We start from the raw sequence: 20518 nt of genomic DNA, 5'->3' as shown, positions 1-20518 counted from the left end.
GGCTGCGCGCCTACAGGCGCGGGCGGCTGTCGTCGTCCTCGTCGTCGTCGTCCTGGTCGTCGTCGTCCTCGAGGTCGTCGTCGTCCTCGTCGTCGTCCTCGAGGTCGTCGTCGTCCTCGTCGGAGTCGTCGAAGAGCACGAAGGGCGTCACCTCGTCGAAGGCGTCGTAGAGCGCCTCGTCGTAGGTCTCGAACGCGTCCGACAGCGACTGGTAGGCGTCCTTGACCACGGGGTCGGTCTCGGAGCGGCGTCGCTCGACGGCGTCGAGGTGCGCCTCGAGCGCCCCGACGAGACGTGCCAGGGCCGCGCGGGGCTCGGTGCTCATGGGAGGACCGTAGCCGCGCGGAAGGGTCGTCGGCGACGGGTGCGAGCAGGTGCCGTCCGCGCCCCGCGCCACGGTGCGGCACCCGCCCTCCGGGGCGGGGTCCGACGTCGCACCCGTCGCGTCACCGGGGTCCGGGAGGAGCCTCGTGGCACCATGACGCGCGATGGACGCGAGCCGACGCACCCCCCGGGGCGGGGACCAGCCCTCCGAGCGGCCCACGCACTCGGCGCCCGACGAGGACGCCGCCCGGGGCGGGCGCGCACCCGGTCGCCCCCGCGCCTCGACCTTCGAGTACCGCGAGGTCGTGCTGCCCCGCGGCACCTCCGGCGGCCAGGCGCGCGCCCTCCTCACGGAGGAGGCGGAGTACGGCAAGTGGGAGCTCGCGGGCGTGCGCCTCTACGTCGGCGGGCTGCGGCGCGTCGTGCTGCGCCGGCGCATCATCCGCATGCAGCGGACCGCCTGAGGCCGCAGGCGCGGGGCCGACCGGGATGCCGCGCCTCGCCGTCGACGCGCCGGCGGTGCTGAGCCTGCTCGAGGCCGGTCACGACCCCGTGCACCCGCTCGTCGGCACGGCGGCCCTGCGCTCCCAGGTGCTCGACCTGGTCCTCGGCGCGGTGCGCGCCGGCCGCCTCGAGGAGGCGCGCGCCCTGGCGCTGCTCGACGACCTCACGTCGCTGCGGGTGCGGCTGCTGGGCGACCGGGTGTCGCGGCGGACCGCCTGGCGCCTCGCCCGCGAGCACGGGTGGGCGACGGCCGACGCCGAGGTCGTGGCCGTCGCCCTCCTGCAGGCGGACGCCCTCGTCAGCGGTGACGCCCGTCTGCGGGCGCTGGTCGCCGGCGTCGTCCGGCTCGCACCGCTGGAGGCGCTGACCGGCCTCGGCGGCGCTCCCGCCGACGCGCCGTAGGGCCGCCTCAGCAGGTGCGCAGCAGCCGGTCGAGGACGCGGGTGCCGAAGCGCAGCGACTCGGTGGGCACGCGCTCGTCGACGCCGTGGAACATGCCGGCGAAGTCGAGCTCCGGCGGCAGCTGCAGCGGCGCGAAGCCGAAGCCGCGGACGCCCAGCTTGGCCAGCGCCTTGTTGTCGGTGCCGCCGGACAGGCAGTAGGGCAGCACGCGGGCTCCCGGGTCCTCGGCGAGCAGCGCGCCCACCATGGCCTCGGGCAGCGAGCCCTCCATGTCGGTCTCGAGGGCGGCGTCGGCGTGGACGACCTCGACGTCGACGCCGGGCCCCGCCAGCTCGCGCACGACCTCGAGGACGTGGTCGCCCTGCCCCGGCAGCGTGCGGCAGTCCACGAGGGCCGTCGCCGTCCCGGGGATGACGTTGTGCTTGTAGCCGGCCTCGAGCTGCGTGGGGTTCGAGGTGTTGCGCAGGGTGGCGCCCACCCAGTTGGCCGTCGTCCCGAGCGTAAGCGTGAGCGCGTCGAAGTCCTCGGGGTCGAGCGGCTCGCCCGTGACGTCGCGGACCCCCTCGAGGAAGGCGCTGACGGACGGCCGCAGCTCGGTCGGCCACCGGTGCGCGCCGATGCGGGCGACGGCGGCGGCCAGTCGGGTGACGGCGTTCTCCCCGTTGACCTGGCTGCCGTGCCCCGCGCGGCCGTGGGCCACGAGCCGGACCCACGCGATGCCCTTCTCGGCGGTCTGCAGGAGGTAGCAGCGCTGCCCGGCGACGTCGATCGAGAAGCCGCCGACCTCGCTGATCGCCTCGGTGGCGCCCTCGAAGAGGTCGGGGCGCGTGCGCGCGAGGTGCGTCGCCCCCTTGACGCTGCCCGCCTCCTCGTCCGCGAAGAAGGCGACGACGAGGTCGCGCGGCGGCGTGCGGCCCTCGCGGACCATCTGGCGCACGACGGACAGGATCATCCCGTCCATGCCCTTCATGTCGACGGCGCCGCGGCCCCACAGCAGGCCGTCGCGCACCTCGCCGGCGAAGGGGTCGACGCTCCAGTCCGCCGCGCGGGCGGGGACGACGTCGAGGTGGCCGTGGACGACGAGGGCGCCCCGCTCGCGGTCCGCACCGGGGACGCGCACGACGACGCTCGCGCGGCCCGGGTCGCTCTCCAGCAGCTCCGGGGACAGCCCGACCTCCTCGAGCAGGCCGACGACGTGCTCGGCGGCGGCCCGCTCCCCCGGCCCGCTGCCGTCGCCGTAGTTCGACGTGTCGATGCGGATGAGGTCGCGCGCGATCTCGACGACCTCGTCCGCGGCCGAGGGGACGCCGGTCGCGGCGCCGGCGTCGGGGGCGGACGGCGTGCGGGTGAGGTCCGTCATGCCCGGCACGCTACCGGCGGGGGCGTCGGCGGCCCCGCCGCGGCGTCAGGGCGGGGGCGTCGGGGTGGGCCGTCAGGACGGGGCGTCGGGGTGGGCGCTCGGGCCGGCCGGCGGCCCGGCGGCGAGCGGTCGGGGACGCCCCAGGACCCGTGGTAGTTTTTCCACCGCTCGCGGCGCTCCGGCGCCGCACGGCACCTGTCCGGGTGGCGGAATGGCAGACGCGCTAGCTTGAGGTGCTAGTGCCCTTTATCGGGCGTGGGGGTTCAAGTCCCCCTCCGGACACCAGCACGGGCCGCTCTCGCCGAGGGCGGCCCGTCGTCGTCCGTGGGCCTGTCGGCCCCTGTTCCTCGGCCAGGTCCGACCACGCCGCCCCGGCCCCCAGCGGCGGCCTCCTGCGGGGCGATGTGTGGCCATGACGCCCTCGTGAGGGCCGCCCGAGGGGCGATGTGTGGCCATGACGCCCCCGTGAGGGCCGCCCGAGGGGCGATGTGTGGCCATGACGCCCTACGACCCCCGCCGAAGCGGAGGCGCGGCGCGCTCGGCAGCGCTCGACCGCGACGCGGCCCTCACCAAGCCGAGGGCTGGCGACCGGGCAGCACTGCGCTGACCGTCGGGGCCGGCGCAGGGGCGACATGGCCACACATCGCCTCCCGAAGGGGCGGGTCCGGGACGACATGGCCGCACATCGCCCTGGGAGGAGGCGGGGCCAGGGCGACATGGCCACACGTCGCCCCGGCGGGGCGGTCAGTCGCGCGGCGCGACGTCGTCGAGGCGCCCGCCCGGCACGCCCACGAGCGCGACGAGGGCGCCGAGGGCGAGCAGCCCGGCGCAGACGAGCGTCGCGGCGCGGTAGGCCGGCGTGAGCAGCGCGGGGTCGGCGTAGGCGGCGCCGGTGAGCCCGACGACGGCCGGCAGGGCCGCGACGGCGACGAGGCCCGCCGAGCGCGCGACCGCGTTGTTGACGCCGCTCGCCGTGCCGGACAGGGCGTCCGGCGCCGCCGCCAGCACGGTGGCCGTCAGCGGCGCGACGGTGACGACGAGGCCCGCCCCGAGCAGCAGGACGCCGGGCAGCACGTCGACGGGGTAGGTGTCCCCCGGCCCGACACCCGCGAGCAGCGCCACGCCGACCGCGGCGACGAGGGGCCCCACGACGAGCGGGAGGCGCGGTCCGGTCCGCGCCGCCGCCGCTCCCGAGCGCCCCGACAGCAGGAGCAGGAGCAGCGTCGAGGGCGCCATGGCGGCGCCCGCCGCGAGAGCGCTCCACCCGAGCGAGACCTGCAGCTGCAGGACGAGCAGGAGCATGACGCCGGACAGGGCGGCGTAGACGGCGAAGGTGCCGACGTTGACGACGGTGAAGACCCGCGACGAGAACAGCGACGGCGGGACGACGGGGTGCGGCGTCCGCCGCTCGCGCAGGACGAAGGCCACCAGCCCCACGACACCGAAGGCTGCCGCGACGAGCGGCGGCGCGCCCCAGCCGTCCTCGGGCCCGGCCACGAGGGCGTACGTGAGGCCCCCGAGCCCGACGGCGCTCGCCACCGCTCCCGGCACGTCGAGGGACGGCGCCCGCTCGGGCGAGCGCGACTCGGGCACGTGCCGCAGCCCGAGGACGACGACGGCCGCCGCCAGCGGCAGGTTGAGGAGGAAGACGGCCCGCCAGTCCCACGCCACGAGCCACCCCCCGACGACCGGGCCGGCGGCGCCCGCCACGCCGGTGAGCCCGGACCAGGTGCCGATGGCCCGCGCCCGGTCCTGCGGGGCGAAGCTGGCCTGCAGCACCGCGAGGCCGCCCGGCGTCAGCAGCGCGCCGCCGACCCCCTGGACGGCGCGGGCGGCCACGAGCGTCGGCACGTCGGGGGCGAGGGCGCACCCGGCCGAGGCGACGGCGAAGGCGACGGCGCCGACGAGCAGGACCCGGCGGCGCCCGTAGCGGTCGCCCAGCGAGCCGCCGAGGAGGATGAGCGAGGAGAGCGTGAGCAGGTAGGCGGTGACGGTCCACTGCAGCCCGGCGACGTCGGCGCCCAGGTCCGCGCCGATGCTCGGGAGGGCGACGTTGACGACCGTGCCGTCGAGGAAGGCCATGCCCGAGGCGAGGACCAGGACGAGCAGGACCGCCCTCCCCTGCGCCGTCCCGGCGCGCACCCCGCCCTCGGGCGCCGTCGCCGCGGGGCGACGGGGGCGACCGCGCCGGTGACCGGTGCCGTGGTGGCCCGTGCCGTGGTGGTCGGGGACCCCACCGGGCCCGACCGGCTGCGGCGGGGGCGTGCGGGAGCTCACCTCCGGAGGGTAGGTCCGCGTCGTGGCCCCCGGCCGCCGCGCCGCCTGGCGGACGCCGCCCCCGCCCCGGTGTGGCCTGCAGCACACTGGACGCCGACACCCGGACCCGGCGCGGCCGGCGCGCCCCGGCTCGCGGGCGCGGCGGTCGGGCCCCGCACCCGAGGAGCCCCATGAGCAGCGCCCCGATGAGCAGCACCCGGTCCAGCAGCACAGGGTCGAGCAGCGGAGGCACCGGCGCCGACCGGACGTCCGCGGCGACGGACGGCGACCCGGCCGAGGACGCGCGGGCCGGCGGCGCCGCCGCCGCGGCGCCCGCCGTGGACGGGGTGTCGTCCGACGAGGCCCACGCCCAGCTGCGGGCGTCGGTCCGCCGTCTCGCGGCCCTCCTCGGGGAGGCGCTCGAGCGCCACGAGGGCGCCGACCTCCTCGCGCTCGTCGAGCGCGTGCGCCACCTCGCCCGCCGCCCCGACGAGGGCGCCGAGCTCAGCCGCGTCCTCGCCGACGTGGACGACGGCACGGCCGTCGTCCTCGCGCGAGCCTTCACGGCCTACTTCCAGCTCGCCAACATCACCGAGCAGCTGCACCGCTCCCAGGAGCTGGCGAGCCGCCCGGGCGCGGGCCTCGCCCACACCGTCCCGCGGCTGGCCGCCGCGCTCGAGGCCGGCGACGTGAGCCGCGAGCAGCTGCAGGCCGTCGTCGACCGCATGGAGCTGCGACCCGTCTTCACCGCCCACCCCACCGAGTCCAGCCGGCGCTCGGTGCTCGACCTGCTCTCCCGCACGGCCGCGGCGCTGGACCGCAGCGGCGACCCGCGCCGTCGCGCCGCCGACGTCGAGGCCGACGAGCGCCGCGTCGTCGAGCTCGTCGACCTGCTCTGGCAGACCGACGAGCTCCGCGTGGAGCGCCCGCAGCCGGCCGACGAGGCGCGCTCGGCCCTGTACTACCTCTCCTCGCTGGCCACGACGGTGATGCCCGACCTCCTCGACGAGCTCGACCGCCGCCTGCGGGGCCTCGGCGTCGAGCTCGGCGGGCGGGCGCGCCCCCTGCGCTTCGGCAGCTGGGTGGGCGGGGACCGCGACGGCAACCCCAACGTCACCCCGGCCGTCACGCTCGACGTCCTGGCCCAGCAGCACGCGACGGGCGTCGAGGTCCTGCTCCGCCTCGTCGACGAGCTCGTCGTCCAGCTCGCGTCCTCGACGCAGGTGGTCGCCGTCTCCGCGGAGCTGCGCGAGAGCCTGGAGCGCGACCGCGAGCAGCTGCCGGGCGTGTGGGAGCTGCGGCACCGCCTCAACAGCGAGGAGCCGTACCGGCTCAAGCTCTCCTACGTGCGCGCCCGCCTGGAGGGGACGGGTCGGCGCCTGACGGCGGGCGGCGCCCACGTGCCGGGGCAGGACTACGCGGGCGTCGGCGACCTGCTCGACGAGCTGGAGCTCGTCCAGCGCTCCCTCGTCGAGAACGGCTGCGAGCTCGTGGCCCACGGCGTCGTGGCGCGCGCCCTGCGGACCGCCGCGGCCACGGGCCTCGGCCTCGCAGTGCTCGACGTGCGCGAGCACTCCGAGCGCCACCACACCGCCCTCGAGGCGCTGGTGGACCGGGCCCGCGCCGCGGACCGCCCCTACGGCGAGATGGACCGCGAGCAGCGGCGGGCGCTCCTGTCGGCCGAGCTGGCCGGCGGTCGGCCCCTCGCGAGCGCGGCCACGCTCGACGCCGTCGAGGGCACGGCCGCGGAGGTCGTCGAGCTCTTCCGCACGGTGCGCACGGCGCTCGACCGCTTCGGCGACGACGCCGTCGAGACGTACGTGGTCTCCATGACGAAGGGGGTGGACGACCTCCTCGCCGTCGCCGTCCTGGGGCGCGAGGTGGGCCTCGTCGACCTCCCCGCGGACCCCGAGGCCCCGGCCGTGGCGCGGGTGGGCTTCGCCCCGCTGTTCGAGACGATCACCGAGCTCGAGGCGGCGGGCCCCCTGCTCGGCACGCTGCTCTCCGACCCGTCCTACCGGCGCCTCGTGGCCGCCCGGGGCGACGTGCAGGAGATCATGCTCGGCTACTCCGACAGCTCCAAGGACGGCGGCATCGCCGCTTCGCGCTGGCAGATCCACCGCGCCCAGCGGGCGCTGCGCGACGTCGCCCGCGAGCACGGCGTGCAGCTGCGGCTCTTCCACGGCCGCGGCGGGTCGGTCGGCCGTGGCGGCGGCCCGACGGGCGAGGCGATCCTCGCGCAGCCCGCGGGCAGCCTCGACGGCGCCATGAAGGTCACGGAGCAGGGCGAGGTCATCTCCGACAAGTACCTGCTCCACGGCCTCGCCGTGCACAACCTCGACGTCGCCCTCTCGGCGGTGCTCGAGGCGTCGGTGCTGCGCAGCGCGCCCGTCGTCGACCGCTCCGTCCTCGACTCCTGGGACGCGACGATGGACGTCGTCGCCGCGGCCGGCCGCGACCGCTACCGCGGCCTCGTCGAGGACGAGCGCCTCGTGCCGTTCTTCCTCGCGGCGACGCCGGTGGAGGAGCTCGGGCACCTCAACATCGGCTCGCGGCCGGCGCGCCGCCCCGGTGGCACCGGCGGGCTGGAGGACCTGCGGGCCATCCCGTGGGTGTTCGGCTGGACGCAGAGCCGGATCAACGTGCCCGGGTGGTTCGGGGTCGGCTCGGGGCTGGCCGCGGCGCGCGAGGCCGGGCGCACCGACGAGCTCCGGGCGATGTACGAGACCTGGCCCTTCTTCCGCAGCTTCCTCGGCAACGTGCAGATGACCCTGGCGAAGACCGACCTGTCCATCGCCCAGCGGTACGTCGACACCCTCTGCGACGAGGGGCAGGCGGCGCTGCTGGAGGACCTGCGCGCCGAGCACGCGCGCACGACCGAGGAGGTCCTCGCCGTCACGGGGCAGTCCGAGCTGCTCGAGGCCTCGCCGGTGCTGCGCCGCACCCTCGAGCTCCGCGACTCCTACCTGGCCCCGCTGCACGCCCTGCAGGTCGAGCTGCTGCAGCGCTCGCGCGCGGCGGGCGACGACGTCGACCCCGTGCTGCGCCGGGCGCTGCTGCTGACGATCAACGGCATCGCCGCGGGCATGCGCAACACCGGCTGACCCGGGGGCGAGGGGACGTCGTGGGCGGAGACCGAGAGGGACGTCGGGCGGGGCTCGCGGGTGTGCGGACGACGGAGGACGCGCTGGCGCTCTTCGACGCCCTGCCGGCGGTCGAGGTCGACGACGTCCTCGGCGCGTGGCGGGGCACCGGCGTGCCGACGGGCCACCCGCTCGACGGCCTGCTCGAGCTCCTCGGCTGGCACGGCAAGCGCTTCGACGGCGCGGACGCGGCGCACCCGCTGCTCTTCGCCACCCGCCCGGGGGGCGAGCCCTTCGCCGTCGACCCCGCCGGCGTGCCCGTCGGGCTGGTCGTGAGGGCCAGCGGGCTCCTGCACGACGAGCGGGTCGCGGCCGCGGCGCGCGGGGCGCTGCCGCTGCGCCGCACCGGGCGCCCGAGGGCCCGGCTGCGTCCGGTGCGCCACCGGGGCGTCACGTCGGCGGCGATGCTCTACGACGCGCTGCCGGTGGTGGACCACCTCCGCGCGCTGGACGACGGCGGGCTGCTCGGGCTCATGGACGCGCGGGGCCTCGAGCGGCCGTTCTTCTTCGCCCTGCACCGGGAAGGGCCGGCCCGCCGACGACCAGCACACCGGCGGCCGGCACACCGGCGGCCGGCACCCCGGTGAGCAGGGCGGTGGCCGCCGCTGACGCGGGCGGCGCGGCGCCTACGGTGGCGGGCGTGAGCGAGACCCCGCAGCAGCACACCCTGGCCTGGACGCCGCGCTGGAGCGGCCCGACCTGCTCGCCGAGCCCGTCGCCGCCGCGCTGCGCGCCCTCCCGGCGGACGACGCCGCGACGGTCTTCGTCGCGGAGATCGACCCGGACGTCGCCGACACCGCCGCCCTGGTGGCGTCCTCGGACGTCACGCTCGAGGAGTCGGCCAACTGCGTGCTCGTCGGTGGACGGCGGGACGGCGAGCAGCGCGTCGCGGCGGCCCTGGTCCGCGGCACCGACCGCGCCGACGTCAACGGCCTCGTGAAGCGCGCGCTCGACGTCCGCAAGGCGTCCTTCCTCGCCCGGGAGGACGCCGTCAGCGCCTCCGGGATGGACTTCGGCGCCATCACCCCGGTGGGGCTGCCCGGCGGGTGGCGCGTCCTCGTCGACGGGGCCGTGGCGGGCCTCCCCCGGGCCGTCGTCGGCAGCGGCGTGCGTCGGTCCAAGCTCGCCCTCCCCGGCGCCCTGCTGGCGCGCCTGCCCGGCGCCGAGGTGCACGAGGGGCTCGGCCGCCCCGCCTGAGCCCCGACGCGCGCGGGGCTCGGCGAAGAGGAGGGCCACGACGTCGTGCCTCGGGGCCCCGCGGTGGAGGAAGGCGACGAAGTGCGCGGAAGAGGGCCCTCACGACGGAAGACGGCTACGACGTCCGGCTCCCGGGGCCCCCGCGACGGAAAGGGGCTATGACGTCCCGGGCGGGGCGCCCGGCGCCCGCAGCGCCCAGAAGGCGACGGCGCTGGCGGCGGCGACGTTGAGGCTGTCCACGCCGCCCGCCATGGGGATGCGCACGACGACGTCGCTGCCGACGACCGCCCCGCGGGACAGGCCGTCCCCCTCCGTGCCGAGCAGCAGGGCGAGGGGCTCGGGCGGGTCGGCGGCGAGGTCGTCGAGGCTGACGGCGTCGTCGGCGAGCGCCAGGGCGGCGACGGCGAAGCCCCGCTCGCGCAGGAGGTCCAGGCCGCCGGGCCACGGCTCGAGGCGCGTCCAGGGCACCTGGAAGACGGTCCCCATCGACACGCGCACCGAGCGCCGGTACAGCGGGTCGGCGCAGCGCGGCGAGACGAGGACGGCGTCGACGCCCAGCGCCGCGGCGGAGCGGAAGACGGCGCCCACGTTGGTGTGGTCCACGACGTCCTCGAGCACCGCGACACGGCGGGCCCCGGCGAGGACGTCGTCGAGCGCGGGCAGCACCGGCCGGTGCATGGCCGCCAGGGCGCCGCGGTGGAGGTGGAACCCGGTGATGTCGCGCAGCAGCGGCTCGTCGGCGACGTGCACCGGGACGGGCGGCCCGTCGTCCGCGCCGACGCCGTGCCGGGCCAGCAGCGGCAGCAGGTCCGGCAGCCAGCGGGGCGCGAGCAGGACCGAGCGCGGGCGGTGGCCCGCCTCGAGCGCCCGCTCGAGCACGGTGCTCGACTCGGCCATGTAGAGGCCCTCGGCGGGCTCGCGGACGCGCCGCAGCGCGACGTCGGTGAGGCCGGTGTAGTCGCCGAGGCGGGGGTCGGTCGCGTCCTCGACGCGGTCGACGACGACGCCGGGCGGCACCTCGACGCCCTCGGGCACGTGCGCGTCGCTCATCGCACGACCAGCGCGACGAGGGCCACGACGCCGAGGACGACGATCGTCGCGCGCAGCACGGCGCTGGGCAGCCGTCGTCCGACGGAGGCGCCGAGCAGGCCGCCGACGAGCGAGCCGACGGCGATCACGAGGACCGCCTCCCAGACGATCCGGTCGAACCCGACGACGACGTACGCCGCCGCCGCGACGACGTTGACGACGAGCGAGAGCAGGTTCTTCATCGCGTTGAGCCGCTGGAGGGGCTCCACGAGCAGCGCGCCGTGCGCGCCGACGAGCAGGATCCCCTGCGCCGCCGTGAAGTAGCCGCCGTAGACCCCGATGAGGAAGGTCACGACGAGCAGCACGACCTGCCCGGTGCGCCCGGGGCCGGGCGCCGCGCTCGACCCGGCGCCGGTGCTCTCGAGCGAGGTCGGCGACGCGGGACCGCCGACGGCCAGCCGCCGCTCCAGGCGCCGACGGGTGCGCGCCTGCAGTCGCGGCTGGAGCAGGACGAGCACGATCGCGAGGACGACGAGGACGGGGACCACCGTCTCGAAGGTCGTCGCGGGCAGGTGCAGCAGCAGCAACGCGCCGACGAGGGCGCCGAGCACCGACATGGGCACCAGCCGCGCCGCGCGGGCGCCCTGGCCGCGCAGCTCGCGCCGGTAGCCCCACGTGCCGGAGACGCCGCCCGTGACGAGCCCCACGGCGTTCGACATCGTCGCGGACACGGGCGGGACGCCGATCGCCACGAGCGTCGGGAAGGTGACGAGCGTGCCCGAGCCGACGACGGCGTTGATGGCGCCCGCCCACACCGCCGCCAGCGACAGGAGGAGCAGCTGCCAGCCGGTGAGGTCGCCGAGGAGGGCCTCGCTCACGCCGTCCTCACGCGCCAGCTCGACGGGCCCCTGCCCGCCGTGCCTCTGCCCGCCGCGCCTCCGCCCCTCACGCGCGGGCGGCCCGGGCCGACCAGCGGCCCCCGGACCGCTCGACGTGCAGCGGCAGCCCGAAGGTCGCCCCCAGGGCCTCCGCGGTGAGCACCTGCTCGAGCGGTCCCTGGCCGACCACGCGCCCCTCGCGCAGCAGCAGCGCGTGGGTGATCCCGGGCGGGACCTCCTCGACGTGGTGGGTGACGAGCACGAGCGCGGGCGACAGGGGGTCGGCGGCGAGGGCGCCGAGGCGCTGCACGAGGTCCTCGCGCCCGCCGAGGTCGAGCTCCGCGGCGGGCTCGTCGAGCAGCACGAGCTCGGGGTCCGACATCAGCGCCCGGGCGATCTGGACGCGCTTGCGCTCCCCCTCCGACAGCGTCCCGTAGGTGCGCCGCTCGAGGCCGGCGACGCCGAGCGCGGCGAGCAGCTCGAGCGCGCGGTCGTGGTCGGGGCCCTCGTACTCCTCGCGCCAGCGCCCGACCATCCCGTAGGAGGCGGTGAGGACGACGTCGACGACGCGCTCCCCCGGGGGCACCCGCTCGGCGAGCGCGGCGCTGGCCAGGCCGATGCGGGGGCGCAGCTCGAAGACGTCGACGAGGCCGAGCTCCTCCCCCAGCACCTCCGCCCGCCCGCGCGTGGGGTGCAGGCGGCCCGACGCGACCTGCAGCAGCGTGGTCTTCCCGGCCCCGTTGGGGCCGAGGACGACCCAGCGCTCGTCGGCGCCGACGGCCCAGGAGACGTCGTCGAGCAGCGGGCGGCCGTCGCGGACGACCGTGACGCCGCCGAGGTCGAGCACGGGCTCGTCGGGCGCGCCCTTGGCGGTCGGCGCGACGGCGGCACGACGGGCGGAGGGCCCCGTCGACGGGGAGACCGGTCGCGGTGCGGTGCTGGTGCGGCCGGTGCCCTCGCTCATGGCCGCGACCCTACTGCCGCCCCGCGGCGCGTCCCGGGCCCGGCGGCGGTGCCCGGTGCGGTGCCCCCGAGGGGGCCGCGGCGCACCCGCAGGCCGGTCCGCCGACCCGTCCGGTCGACCCGTCCACCAGCGGCCGGCGGCGGCCCGCTGCGTACCCTCGTCGGCGTGATCGACCTCCCCCGCTCCGCACGGCTGGCCGCCTGGGGCACCGCGGTCCTGCGCGGCGAGGCACCGGTGGGGACGGCCGTGCGCGCCGTCCAGCGGGACGACGAGCCGCACACCGCGGCCGGCGACGCCCCCGCCGCCGACCTCGCCGAGCTCCTCGAGGGCTGGCGCGCGGCCGGCCACCGCGGCCTGCGCGTCGTGCTGCCGGTCCCGGGCGACGTCTCGGGCCTGCCCGGGCCGGCGTCCTTCAACGTCGAGGCCCTCGACGTCGGCGAGGCGGTGCTCACCGACGACGAGGACGGGGCGGGGCGCCGCTGGGGCGCGTGGCCCGACGTCACCGAGTTCGGCTCGGCGCTCGAGCCGGGGGCGATGGTCGCCTGGCACGCGGAGCTCGTGCAGCGGCCGACGGCCCCGCCGTCGACGACGCTCGCGGACGCCGAGCGCCAGCTGTCGCGGGCCCTCGAGGACGCCCTCGGGGCCCTGCACCGCCTCGACGTGGCGCGCTGGCGCGAGGACGCCGCGACGCGGATCGCGCTGGTGCGCGACGGGGCGCTCCCCCGCGACGCCGTGCCCCCGTCGACGCCACCGCGGGCCCAGCGGGTGCTCGCCACCGCGGCGCGGCTGCGGGGCATCGTCGCCCTCGCCTCCGAGGACGACGGCGCCGCCGTCACGGGCTTCGAGGCCGCCGGGCGCAGCGACGCGCTGCGCGGCGTGGAGGCCGTCGCGCGCCACGCCGTCGTGGCCGCCGTCAACGCCGGTCTGGAGCCGGTCCGCCCCGGCTGAGAGACCGCGGGAGACGTGGGGCGCGACCGGCCGGGGCGCGGGGTCGACACTTCCGGCGGCGTCGACCAGCCTGCGGGGATGGCCGTCGGAGCGCAGGACCTGCCGGACGAGGACGCCGCCCCGCCCCGCGCACGGCCGCTGGACGGACGGCGCGCGCTGCTGCTCGTCGCCGCGGTGGCCGCCGCGGTGGTCGGCCCCGCCTACGCGGTGAACGGCGCCACGCAGGCGCCCGCACCGCCCGCCGTCCCCGTCGTGCTGCCCGACGCGCCCGGCCCGGCCGTGGAGGCCGCGCTGGACGCGGTCGTCTCCAGCGGTCCCACGGGGCCCGTCGTCCGGGTCTGGGGGGCCGGCGCCCTCGAGCGCCTCGCCGAGCGGGCCGACGCCGCGGCCCTCGGCGTGGGAGCCGCCCTGGTGGCGGTCGTCCTCAGCGCCCTGCTGCGCACCACGGTCGCCGGACGTCCCTGGCGCCGGCCCCAGGCGCGCGCGCTGGTCCTGGCGGCCGCGGGGGTCCTCCTCGCCGGGGTGGTGGGGCCGGCCGTCACGGCGGCGGCCCAGCGCGCCTCCCTCGACCGGCTCGGCCTGGGCGACGCCGGGCCGCAGCTCGTGGTCGGCGGGCCCGAGCCGTGGGCGTGGGCCGTGGCCGGAGGCCTCCTCGTCCTCGCCGCAGCGGCGCGGCGAGCCGGTCAGCCGGGCAGGACCGACCGGTAGACCTCCATCGTCCGCTCGCCGATGGCCGCCCAGGAGAACTCGGCGACGGCGCGCTCGCGACCGGCCTCGCCGCGGCGCCGCGCCTCGGCCGGGTCGGAGACCGCCTCGGTGAGGACGCGGGCCAGGTCGCCCGCGAAGGCCTCGGGGTCGGTGGGAGCGCCGGTCCCGTCCTGCACCTGGTCGATGGGCACGAGCCAGCCGGTGCGGCCGTCGTCGACCACCTCGGGGATGCCCCCGGTCGCCGTGCCGACCACGGCGGTGCCGCAGGCCATCGCCTCGAGGTTGACGATGCCGAGCGGCTCGTAGACCGAGGGGCACACGAAGACCGTCGCGAGCGAGAGCACCTGGCACAGCTCGGCGCGCGGCAGCATGCGGTCGATCCGCACCACGCCGGTGCGCATCGCGGCCAGCGCGGACACGAGCTCGTCGACCTCCGCGGCGATCTCGGGGGTGTCGGGCGCACCGGCGCAGAGGACGAGCTGCACCTCCGGGGGCAGCTGCGCCGCGGCGCGCAGCAGGTGCGGCAGCCCCTTCTGGCGCGTGACGCGCCCGACGAAGACGACGCTCGGGCGGTCGGGGTCGACCCCGAGGGAGCGCACGTGCTCGTGCGCCTCCGGCGAGTCGTCCCGCCGCCAGTCGTCGGCGTCGATGCCGTTGTGCACCACGTGCACCCGCGCGGGGTCGACGCCCGGGTAGCAGCGCAGGATGTCGGCGCGCATCCCCGCGCTGACGGCGACGACGGCGTCCGCCGTCGTCATCGCCTGCTCCTCCGCCCAGCTCGACAGCCGGTAGCCGCCGGCGAGCTGCTCGGCCTTCCACGGGCGCAGCGGCTCGAGGCTGTGCGCCGTCACCACGTGCGGGACGCCGTGCAGCTTCGCGGCCAGCACGCCGGCGAGGTTGGCGTACCACGTGTGGGTGTGGACGAGGTCGGCGCCCTCGGCGGCGGCCACCATGCCGAGGTCGACACCCAGGGTGCGCAGGGCGGCGTTGGCGCCGGAGAGGGTCTCCGGCTCGGGGTGCGCCGTCACCCCGTCCTCCACGCGCGGCGCGCCGAAGCACTGCACCCGGACGTCGGCCAGCGGCCGCAGCGCCCGCGCGAGCTCGGCGACGTGGACGCCCGCACCGCCGTAGACCTCGGGCGGGTACTCGCGGGTCAGGAGGTCGACGCGCGGCCGCCCTCCCCCCTCGTGCGGGAGGGCACCGGCGCCCGGGTCGGCGCCCGGTCCGGTGCCCGGGGTCGCTGCGGCGGAGTGGGCGGCGCTGGCCATGGGGCGGACCGTAGCGCCCGCGCGCAGGTCGCGGCGGCCGGACGCCTTGCGCCGCAGGCGTCGGCCCCTAGGGTCTGCCCATGTCCAGCCCTCGCGTCCTCGCCATCGTCCTCGCCGGCGGCGAGGGCAAGCGGCTGATGCCCCTGACGGCCGACCGGGCGAAGCCGGCCGTGCCCTTCGGCGGCACCTACCGGCTCATCGACTTCGCCCTCAGCAACGTCGCGAACTCGCGGTACCTGCAGATCGTCGTGCTGACGCAGTACAAGTCCCACAGCCTCGACAAGCACGTGTCCATGACGTGGCGCATGTCGACGATGCTCGGCAACTACGTGACGCCCGTCCCGGCGCAGCAGCGCGTGGGCAAGAACTGGTACCTCGGCAGCGCCGACGCGATCTACCAGAGCCTCAACCTCGTCGACGACGCCCGCCCCGACATCGTCGTCGTCGTGGGCGCGGACCACGTGTACCGCATGGACTTCTCCCAGATGGTCGACGCCCACATCGCCTCCGGGGCCGGCTGCACCGTCGCCGGCATCCGCCAGCCGGTGGGGCTGTCCGACCAGTTCGGCGTCATCGAGGTCGGCGAGGGCGCCGACATGGCCTCGACGCCGCGCATCACGGCCTTCCGCGAGAAGCCCACCGACCCGACGACGATCCCCGGGTCGCCCGACGAGATCCTCGCGTCGATGGGCAACTACGTCTTCGACGCCGACGCCCTCGTCGAGGCGGTCACCCGCGACGCCGCGGACGACTCCTCCAAGCACGACATGGGCGGCGACATCGTCCCCGACTTCGTCTCGCGCGGGTCGGCGGCGGTCTACGACTTCCAGCGCAACGACGTGCCGGGGGCCACGGACCGCGACCGCGGCTACTGGCGCGACGTCGGGACCATCGACTCCTATTACGAGGCCCACATGGACCTCACGTCGGCGCTGCCGGTCTTCAACCTCTACAACGACCGCTGGCCGATCCTGTCCCAGCAGCGGCCCCTGCCCCCGGCCAAGTTCGTCCACGGGTGGCACGGGCGCGCGGGCACGGCGGTGAACTCCATCGTGGCCCCCGGGGTCGTCGTGTCCGGCGCCACGGTCGAGGGCTCCGTGCTGTCCAGCGGCGCGGCGGCGCACTCGTGGAGCACGGTCACCGACTCGGTGCTCCTCGACGGCGTGGAGGTCGGGCGCCACGCCGCGGTGCGTCGGGCGATCATCGACAAGAACGTCGTCATCCCCGAGGGGGCCCGCATCGGCTTCGACCCCGACCACGACCGCGCCCGCGGCTTCGTCGTCACCCCCTCGGGACTCACGGTGGTCGGCAAGAACGCCGTGGTCGAGCCCTGAGCGAGCCCGCCGCGCGGGTCCTGCTGCTCTACGGCGACCGGGGTCCGGGCGGTCGACGGGAGCGGCAGCACGCCGAGCGCGCCTGGGCCGACGCCGTCGGCGCCGCGACGGGCTGGGTCGCCGCGGCCGGCGGTCGCGTCGTCGACGAGCGCGCCCTGCCCGCCCTCGAGGGCGACGATGACGCCGGCGTCGAGTGGCGGGTGCAGCCCTCGGCGCCGGGCGCGGACGTCGGCACCGTCGTGGCCGCGCTGCGGGCCCGGGCCCGGGAGGAGGCGCCGGGGCCGACGAACGACCTCGTCGTCGTGCCCGCGGAGCTCGACGTGCTGCCGCGCCTCGTCGTCCTCGACGTCGACTCGACCCTCATCACCGGCGAGGTCGTCGAGATGCTCGCGGCGTGCGCCGGCGTCGAGGACGAGGTCGCCCGCGTCACGGAGGCCGCCATGCGCGGCGAGGTCGACTTCGCCGAGAGCCTGCACCGCCGCGTCGCGCTGCTCGAGGGCCTGCCCGTCGGTGTGCTGGACGACGTCCTGGCCGAGGTCGTGCCCTCCCCCGGCGCCGCCGTCATGGCGTCCGCGCTGGCCGGGGCGGGCGTGCCCGTCGGCGTGGTCTCGGGCGGGTTCCTCGAGGTCGTCGAGCCGCTCGCGGCCGCCCTCGGCATCCCGCACGCCCGCGCCAACGTCCTCGAGGCCGAGGCGGGCCGGCTGACGGGCCGGGTCCGTGGCGACGTCGTCGACGCCGCCGCGAAGGAGCGCTTCCTGCACGAGCTGGCGCAGCGCCACGGCGTCCCGACGGCGGGGACGGTCGCCGTCGGGGACGGCGCCAACGACCTCGACGCCGTGCGCGCCGCCGGCACGGGTGTGGCCTTCTGCGCCAGGCCGGTGCTCGCCGCGGCGGCTGACGTGGTGCTGCGCCACCGCGACCTCACCGCCGTCGCCCACCTCGTGGGGGTCGGGCGGCCCGAGGGCGGCTGAGACCGTCCTGCGCACGGGCCCCGCGGGCTCGGCGCGGGGACGGGCGCCCAGCGGTCGGGGTGGGGCGGGTCAGCGCAGGGGGTCGGCGACGGGCGCGGTGCGGCCCTCGAACGCCACCACCGGCTCGGGGTCGCTCGTCACCTGCGCCTGCCCTGGCACCGGCAGGAACGGCCCGCCCAGCACCGAGTACTCACCCTCGTAGTGCGTCGTCAACGTGATCGCGTACTCACCCGACCGCTCGTACACGTGCGTCACCCGCAGGTCCGGCCACGGCGCCCCGGGCTCCGACGTCGGACCGGTCACCGTCCCGTCGCCGTAGTCCCACGTGTACGCCACCGGGGTCGCCCGCACCGTCACCGGGAACCCCAGCAGGTCCGTCTGCAGGGTCACCGGCTCGGCCACGGCGTAGGTGTTCGTCGGCATCGCCACCAGCACCTCGCCGGACGCCGGCTCCACCCCCGAGCGCCCCGCCGGCAGCGGCAGCCGCTGGAAGTCCGCCTGCGTCATCACCGGCAGCACCAGCGCCTCCACCGCGTCCGGCGCCCCCGGCTCCCCCGGCTGGAACGGCACCCGGCACACCCGGCCCGTCTGCGTGAACGGACCCGACGCCACTCCGTCCGTCGCCGGCGCCTGCCACACGAAGAACATCAGCTGCCCCGGCGGGCACGCCGCCCGCGTCGCCCCGCAGTCATCGCTCGCCCCACCGTTCGCGTCGTTGCCGGAGCACGCGGGCAGGTAGCGGTAGACGTAGGGGTTTGGCTTGGTGGTGACCGCGTCGACAATCAGCCCGCCTGTGCGTGGTGACGCGCTGGACGACGCTAGACGGCCGCTCGAGGGCGCCCGGTAGCGCCCGAGGAGGTCGGCGGCGCCCTCGCGGAGGTGGGGCGAGATCTTCGGGACGTCGTCGCTGGCGGCGGCGAGCGCGGTCGGTGGGGCGACGAGGCTCACCGCGAGCGCAGTGAGACAGACGGCGACGGCGACCAGGGGTGGCCACAACGAGCCAGTCTGCTGGAGCCTCACTGGCCGAGTCCAACCATGAGCCATCCATCACCGGTGTCGTTACGGCCGATGACGACCGACTGGCTCGACTCGTCGACCCCCTCGCCCATGTCGTCGCTGACCACGTCGCCCGCGCTGTCCAACCGCTGCAGAGGCTGCTGCTGGACAACGACCGATAGGAGGACTGCGCCAGAACCGTCGGGAGTGGGCGCGATGGCTTCGACGACGTCGGCCCGGCCACCTACGAGCGACCCTCCTGCGTCGTAGGCCGACTCCACCGAGCTGGCCAGGGCCTCGCACTCGATGCACTCGGGCAGCAGCGATGCCTCTCGGACGGAGGCGGTGTCGCCGGTGCGGATCGCGTAGTTGAGCGAGTCGTACCAGTACCGCACGAAGGCCTCGGCGCCGGCGGCGTCGTCCGTCGTCGCCTCGGGCGGCAGGGTCGGGGCCGGACCCGGCTCGGGGGTCGGGGCGTCGTCGGTCGGTGTCGCCGTCGCGGTGGGGGCGGGCGGAGGGGCCGTCGTCGACGTCTCCGCGGGCGCGCCGGTGGGCAGGGGCGAGCCGGGCTCGGGGTCGCTGCAACCGGAGAGCGCGAGCAGGGCCGCAGCGGCTGCCGCGGGGACGAGGAGGCGCACCCGCCGACCGTAGCCAGACCCGACCTCCCCGATCCGGTGACGTTCGGGCCCCTGTGGATGAACCGAGCCGTCCGCCCCGGTTCGGGCGCCCTCGGTGGTGCACCCCGTGGGTTGCGGCCGGCGCTGGTGGACCGCGTGGGGTCGACGTCGGCGTGCCGTCCTACGCGCTCCACCACCGACGCGGGCCAGCCCACGGGGTCCACCACCGACGCGGGCCAGCCCACGGGGTCCACCACCGACGCGGGCCAGCCCACGGGGTCCCCCACCGACGCGGGCCAGCCCACGGGGTCCCCCACCGACGCGGGCCAGCCCACGGGGTCCCCCACCGACGCGGGCCAGCCCACGGGGTCCCCCACCGACGCGGGCCAGCCCACGGGGTCCACCACCGACGCGGGCCAGCCCACGGGGTCCACCACCGACGCGGGCCAGCCCACGGGATCCACCACCGACGCGGGCCAGCCCACGGGGTCCACCACCGACGCGGGCCAGCCCACGGGATCCACCACCGATGCGCGCTGGCCCACGAGGTGCACCACCGAGCACGAGAGCGGACTTCGCGGGTCGGCACGCCGCGGCGTCAGCGTGGGCGCGGACTTCGAGGGGCGTCGGGCGGCGTGTCGTCCCTCGAAGTCCGCGCCCGCGACGGCCGTTCGGCGTGTCGTCCCGCGAAGTCCGCGCCCGCGACGGCCGTTCGGCGTGTCGTCCCGCGAAGTCCGCGCCCGCGACGGCCGTTCGGCGTGTCGTCCCGCGAAGTCCGCGCCCGCGACGGCCGTTCGGCGTGTCGTCCCGCGAAGTCCGCGCCCGCGACGGCCGTTCGGCGTGTCGTCCCGCGAAGTCCGCGCCCGCGACGGCCGTTCGGCGTGTCGTCCCGCGAAGTCCGCGCCCGCGGGAGTCGCTCGGCGCGTCGTCCCCCGAAGTCCGCGCCCGCGGCAGCCGCTCGGCGTGTCGTCCCGCGGAGTCCGCGCCCGCGGCAGCCGCTCGGCGTGTCGTCCCCCGAAGTCCGCACCCGCGGCGGCCGCGCGGCGCGTCGTCCCTCGAGGTCCGCGGGCGAGGCGCTGCCGACCCTCCCGGGACAGGAACTCCAGCGGAGGGGTCAGGGGCCGAGGACGTCGACCAGGTCGGCGCTGGCGGGCAGCAGCTGGGCGTGCTCGTCGTCCCAGCGGAGCACGGCGGCGCAGGCCGTGCCGAGGCCGCCGAGGACCTGCGCGCGGCGGTCGGCCGCACCGGGCGCGGACGACGGCCCGGCCAGCGCGACCGACAGGCCCGAGGCGCCCGGCTCGTGGCACACGAGCACCGTCGTCGTCGCGTCGGCGGCGCGCTGCTCGAGCACGGCGCCCAGGCGCGCGGGGCTCGCCTCGTAGACGTCCGGGTCCTCCACGAGGGGCCAGGGGGCGTCCGCGACGACGAGCTCGGCGGTGCGTCGCGCGCGCGCCGCGTCGGAGCAGACGACGACGTCCGGCGCGATGCCGCGCTCGCGCAGCGCCCGCCCGACGGCGCGGGCTTCGTCCTCGCCGCGCGCCGTCAGCGGGCGGGCGTGGTCGGGGCCCGCGCCGGCCGGCACGGCCTGGGCGTGGCGGAGGACGACGAGGAGCGCCAGC

At 77.3% G+C, this 20518-nt stretch carries 19 protein-coding genes and 1 tRNA gene; 10 read left to right on the top strand and 10 right to left on the bottom strand.

The features are described 5' to 3' along the window. Positions 1–10 precede the first annotated feature (10 nt). On the bottom strand, positions 11–325 hold the full coding sequence (locus WDV85_RS08940) for a primosomal protein (RefSeq protein WP_339570273.1): 315 nt from the start codon (positions 323–325) through the stop codon (positions 11–13). 163 nt (positions 326–488) lie between these two features. Here WDV85_RS08940 and WDV85_RS08935 point away from each other — a divergent pair, with 163 nt between their 5' ends. Both WDV85_RS08935 and WDV85_RS08930 read left to right on the top strand, forming a co-directional pair. Then, positions 489–788 (top strand): DUF5703 family protein, encoded by a 300-nt coding sequence (locus tag WDV85_RS08935; protein ID WP_339570272.1) that lies wholly within the window; start codon positions 489–491, stop codon positions 786–788. A gap of 25 nt (positions 789–813) precedes the next feature. After that, entirely contained in the window at positions 814–1230 is a 417-nt protein-coding gene (locus tag WDV85_RS08930) for a type II toxin-antitoxin system VapC family toxin (protein WP_339570271.1), read from the top strand. Between the two features lie 7 nt (positions 1231–1237). Here WDV85_RS08930 and WDV85_RS08925 read toward each other — a convergent pair whose 3' ends face one another. Further along, the gene (locus WDV85_RS08925) at positions 1238–2590 is read right to left on the bottom strand and encodes a M20/M25/M40 family metallo-hydrolase (protein WP_339570270.1); all 1353 of its coding nucleotides are present in this window, start codon (positions 2588–2590) and stop codon (positions 1238–1240) included. A gap of 197 nt (positions 2591–2787) precedes the next feature. Here WDV85_RS08925 and WDV85_RS08920 point away from each other — a divergent pair. Then, a tRNA-Leu gene (locus tag WDV85_RS08920) sits at positions 2788–2875 on the top strand. Between the two features lie 459 nt (positions 2876–3334). On the opposite strand, the gene WDV85_RS08915 is transcribed toward WDV85_RS08920, so the two are convergent. Beyond that, positions 3335–4867, bottom strand: coding sequence for a DHA2 family efflux MFS transporter permease subunit (locus tag WDV85_RS08915; protein WP_339570269.1), 1533 nt, complete (start codon positions 4865–4867; stop codon positions 3335–3337). Between the two features lie 170 nt (positions 4868–5037). Here WDV85_RS08915 and ppc point away from each other — a divergent pair, with 170 nt between their 5' ends. The 3 genes from ppc (at position 5038) to WDV85_RS08900 (ending at position 9186) form a co-directional block, all read left to right on the top strand. Further along, entirely contained in the window at positions 5038–7950 is a 2913-nt protein-coding gene (ppc, locus tag WDV85_RS08910; RefSeq protein WP_339570268.1) for a phosphoenolpyruvate carboxylase, read from the top strand. A gap of 20 nt (positions 7951–7970) precedes the next feature. Continuing rightward, on the top strand, positions 7971–8576 hold the full coding sequence (locus tag WDV85_RS08905; RefSeq protein ID WP_339570267.1) for a GXWXG domain-containing protein: 606 nt from the start codon (positions 7971–7973) through the stop codon (positions 8574–8576). 85 nt (positions 8577–8661) lie between these two features. Then, entirely contained in the window at positions 8662–9186 is a 525-nt protein-coding gene (locus tag WDV85_RS08900; protein WP_339570617.1) for a YbaK/EbsC family protein, read from the top strand. Between the two features lie 156 nt (positions 9187–9342). Here the strand turns inward: WDV85_RS08900 and WDV85_RS08895 are convergent, their stop codons facing one another. The 3 genes from WDV85_RS08895 to WDV85_RS08885 all read right to left on the bottom strand — a co-directional run bounded on the left by WDV85_RS08895 (position 9343) and on the right by WDV85_RS08885 (position 12057). Next, a complete protein-coding gene (locus tag WDV85_RS08895; RefSeq protein WP_339570266.1) occupies positions 9343–10236 on the bottom strand; it encodes a TrmH family RNA methyltransferase in 894 nt (297 codons plus the stop codon). Continuing rightward, the gene (locus WDV85_RS08890; protein ID WP_445263277.1) at positions 10233–11054 is read right to left on the bottom strand and encodes a sulfite exporter TauE/SafE family protein; all 822 of its coding nucleotides are present in this window, start codon (positions 11052–11054) and stop codon (positions 10233–10235) included. The genes WDV85_RS08895 and WDV85_RS08890 overlap by 4 nt, the downstream gene beginning before the upstream one ends. Positions 11055–11160: 106 nt before the next feature. After that, the gene (locus WDV85_RS08885) at positions 11161–12057 is read right to left on the bottom strand and encodes an ABC transporter ATP-binding protein (protein ID WP_339570264.1); all 897 of its coding nucleotides are present in this window, start codon (positions 12055–12057) and stop codon (positions 11161–11163) included. Positions 12058–12222: 165 nt separating this feature from the next. On the opposite strand from WDV85_RS08885, the gene WDV85_RS08880 reads away from it, so the two are divergent. Together WDV85_RS08880 and WDV85_RS08875 are read left to right on the top strand one after the other, a co-directional pair. Further along, positions 12223–13005, top strand: coding sequence for a hypothetical protein (locus WDV85_RS08880; protein WP_339570263.1), 783 nt, complete (start codon positions 12223–12225; stop codon positions 13003–13005). A gap of 78 nt (positions 13006–13083) precedes the next feature. After that, positions 13084–13713, top strand: coding sequence for a hypothetical protein (locus WDV85_RS08875; protein WP_339570262.1), 630 nt, complete (start codon positions 13084–13086; stop codon positions 13711–13713). Here WDV85_RS08875 and glgA read toward each other — a convergent pair. Beyond that, positions 13689–14981 (bottom strand): glycogen synthase, encoded by a 1293-nt coding sequence (gene glgA, locus WDV85_RS08870; RefSeq protein WP_339570261.1) that lies wholly within the window; start codon positions 14979–14981, stop codon positions 13689–13691. The genes WDV85_RS08875 and glgA overlap by 25 nt on opposite strands. An 80-nt stretch (positions 14982–15061) precedes the next feature. On the opposite strand from glgA, the gene glgC reads away from it, so the two are divergent. Together glgC and serB are read left to right on the top strand one after the other, a co-directional pair. Next, positions 15062–16315, top strand: coding sequence for a glucose-1-phosphate adenylyltransferase (gene glgC / locus WDV85_RS08865; protein WP_339570260.1), 1254 nt, complete (start codon positions 15062–15064; stop codon positions 16313–16315). A gap of 200 nt (positions 16316–16515) precedes the next feature. Further along, the gene (gene serB, locus WDV85_RS08860; RefSeq protein WP_339570259.1) at positions 16516–17286 is read left to right on the top strand and encodes a phosphoserine phosphatase SerB; all 771 of its coding nucleotides are present in this window, start codon (positions 16516–16518) and stop codon (positions 17284–17286) included. A gap of 69 nt (positions 17287–17355) precedes the next feature. On the opposite strand, the gene WDV85_RS08855 is transcribed toward serB, so the two are convergent. The 3 genes from WDV85_RS08855 to WDV85_RS08845 form a co-directional block, all read right to left on the bottom strand. Further along, entirely contained in the window at positions 17356–18234 is an 879-nt protein-coding gene (locus WDV85_RS08855) for a PKD domain-containing protein (protein WP_339570258.1), read from the bottom strand. Between the two features lie 68 nt (positions 18235–18302). Next, positions 18303–18920, bottom strand: coding sequence for a DUF6318 family protein (locus tag WDV85_RS08850; protein ID WP_339570257.1), 618 nt, complete (start codon positions 18918–18920; stop codon positions 18303–18305). A gap of 1093 nt (positions 18921–20013) precedes the next feature. Beyond that, entirely contained in the window at positions 20014–20517 is a 504-nt protein-coding gene (locus tag WDV85_RS08845; protein ID WP_339570616.1) for a SixA phosphatase family protein, read from the bottom strand. Between the last annotated feature and the right edge of the window lies 1 nt (position 20518).

The sequence above is a fragment of the Pseudokineococcus sp. 5B2Z-1 genome, from assembly GCF_037482305.1.
Classification (GTDB): domain Bacteria; phylum Actinomycetota; class Actinomycetes; order Actinomycetales; family Quadrisphaeraceae; genus Pseudokineococcus.
Note: the sequence above shows the minus strand (reverse complement) of the source record. Positions and strands in the feature narration are given on the sequence as shown.

Excerpts from the sequence above, each read along its gene's own strand:
- WDV85_RS08940 (WP_339570273.1), bottom strand. The coding sequence starts at position 325 with ATGAGCACCGAGCCCCGCGCGGCCCTGGCACGTCTCGTCGGGGCGCTC.
- WDV85_RS08935 (WP_339570272.1), top strand. The coding sequence starts at position 489 with ATGGACGCGAGCCGACGCACCCCCCGGGGCGGGGACCAGCCCTCCGAG.
- WDV85_RS08930 (WP_339570271.1), top strand. The coding sequence starts at position 814 with ATGCCGCGCCTCGCCGTCGACGCGCCGGCGGTGCTGAGCCTGCTCGAG.
- WDV85_RS08925 (WP_339570270.1), bottom strand. The coding sequence starts at position 2,590 with ATGACGGACCTCACCCGCACGCCGTCCGCCCCCGACGCCGGCGCCGCG.
- ppc (WP_339570268.1), top strand. The coding sequence starts at position 5,038 with ATGAGCAGCGCCCCGATGAGCAGCACCCGGTCCAGCAGCACAGGGTCG.
- WDV85_RS08895 (WP_339570266.1), bottom strand. The coding sequence starts at position 10,236 with ATGAGCGACGCGCACGTGCCCGAGGGCGTCGAGGTGCCGCCCGGCGTC.
- WDV85_RS08885 (WP_339570264.1), bottom strand. The coding sequence starts at position 12,057 with ATGAGCGAGGGCACCGGCCGCACCAGCACCGCACCGCGACCGGTCTCC.
- WDV85_RS08875 (WP_339570262.1), top strand. The coding sequence starts at position 13,084 with ATGGCCGTCGGAGCGCAGGACCTGCCGGACGAGGACGCCGCCCCGCCC.
- glgA (WP_339570261.1), bottom strand. The coding sequence starts at position 14,981 with ATGGCCAGCGCCGCCCACTCCGCCGCAGCGACCCCGGGCACCGGACCG.
- glgC (WP_339570260.1), top strand. The coding sequence starts at position 15,062 with ATGTCCAGCCCTCGCGTCCTCGCCATCGTCCTCGCCGGCGGCGAGGGC.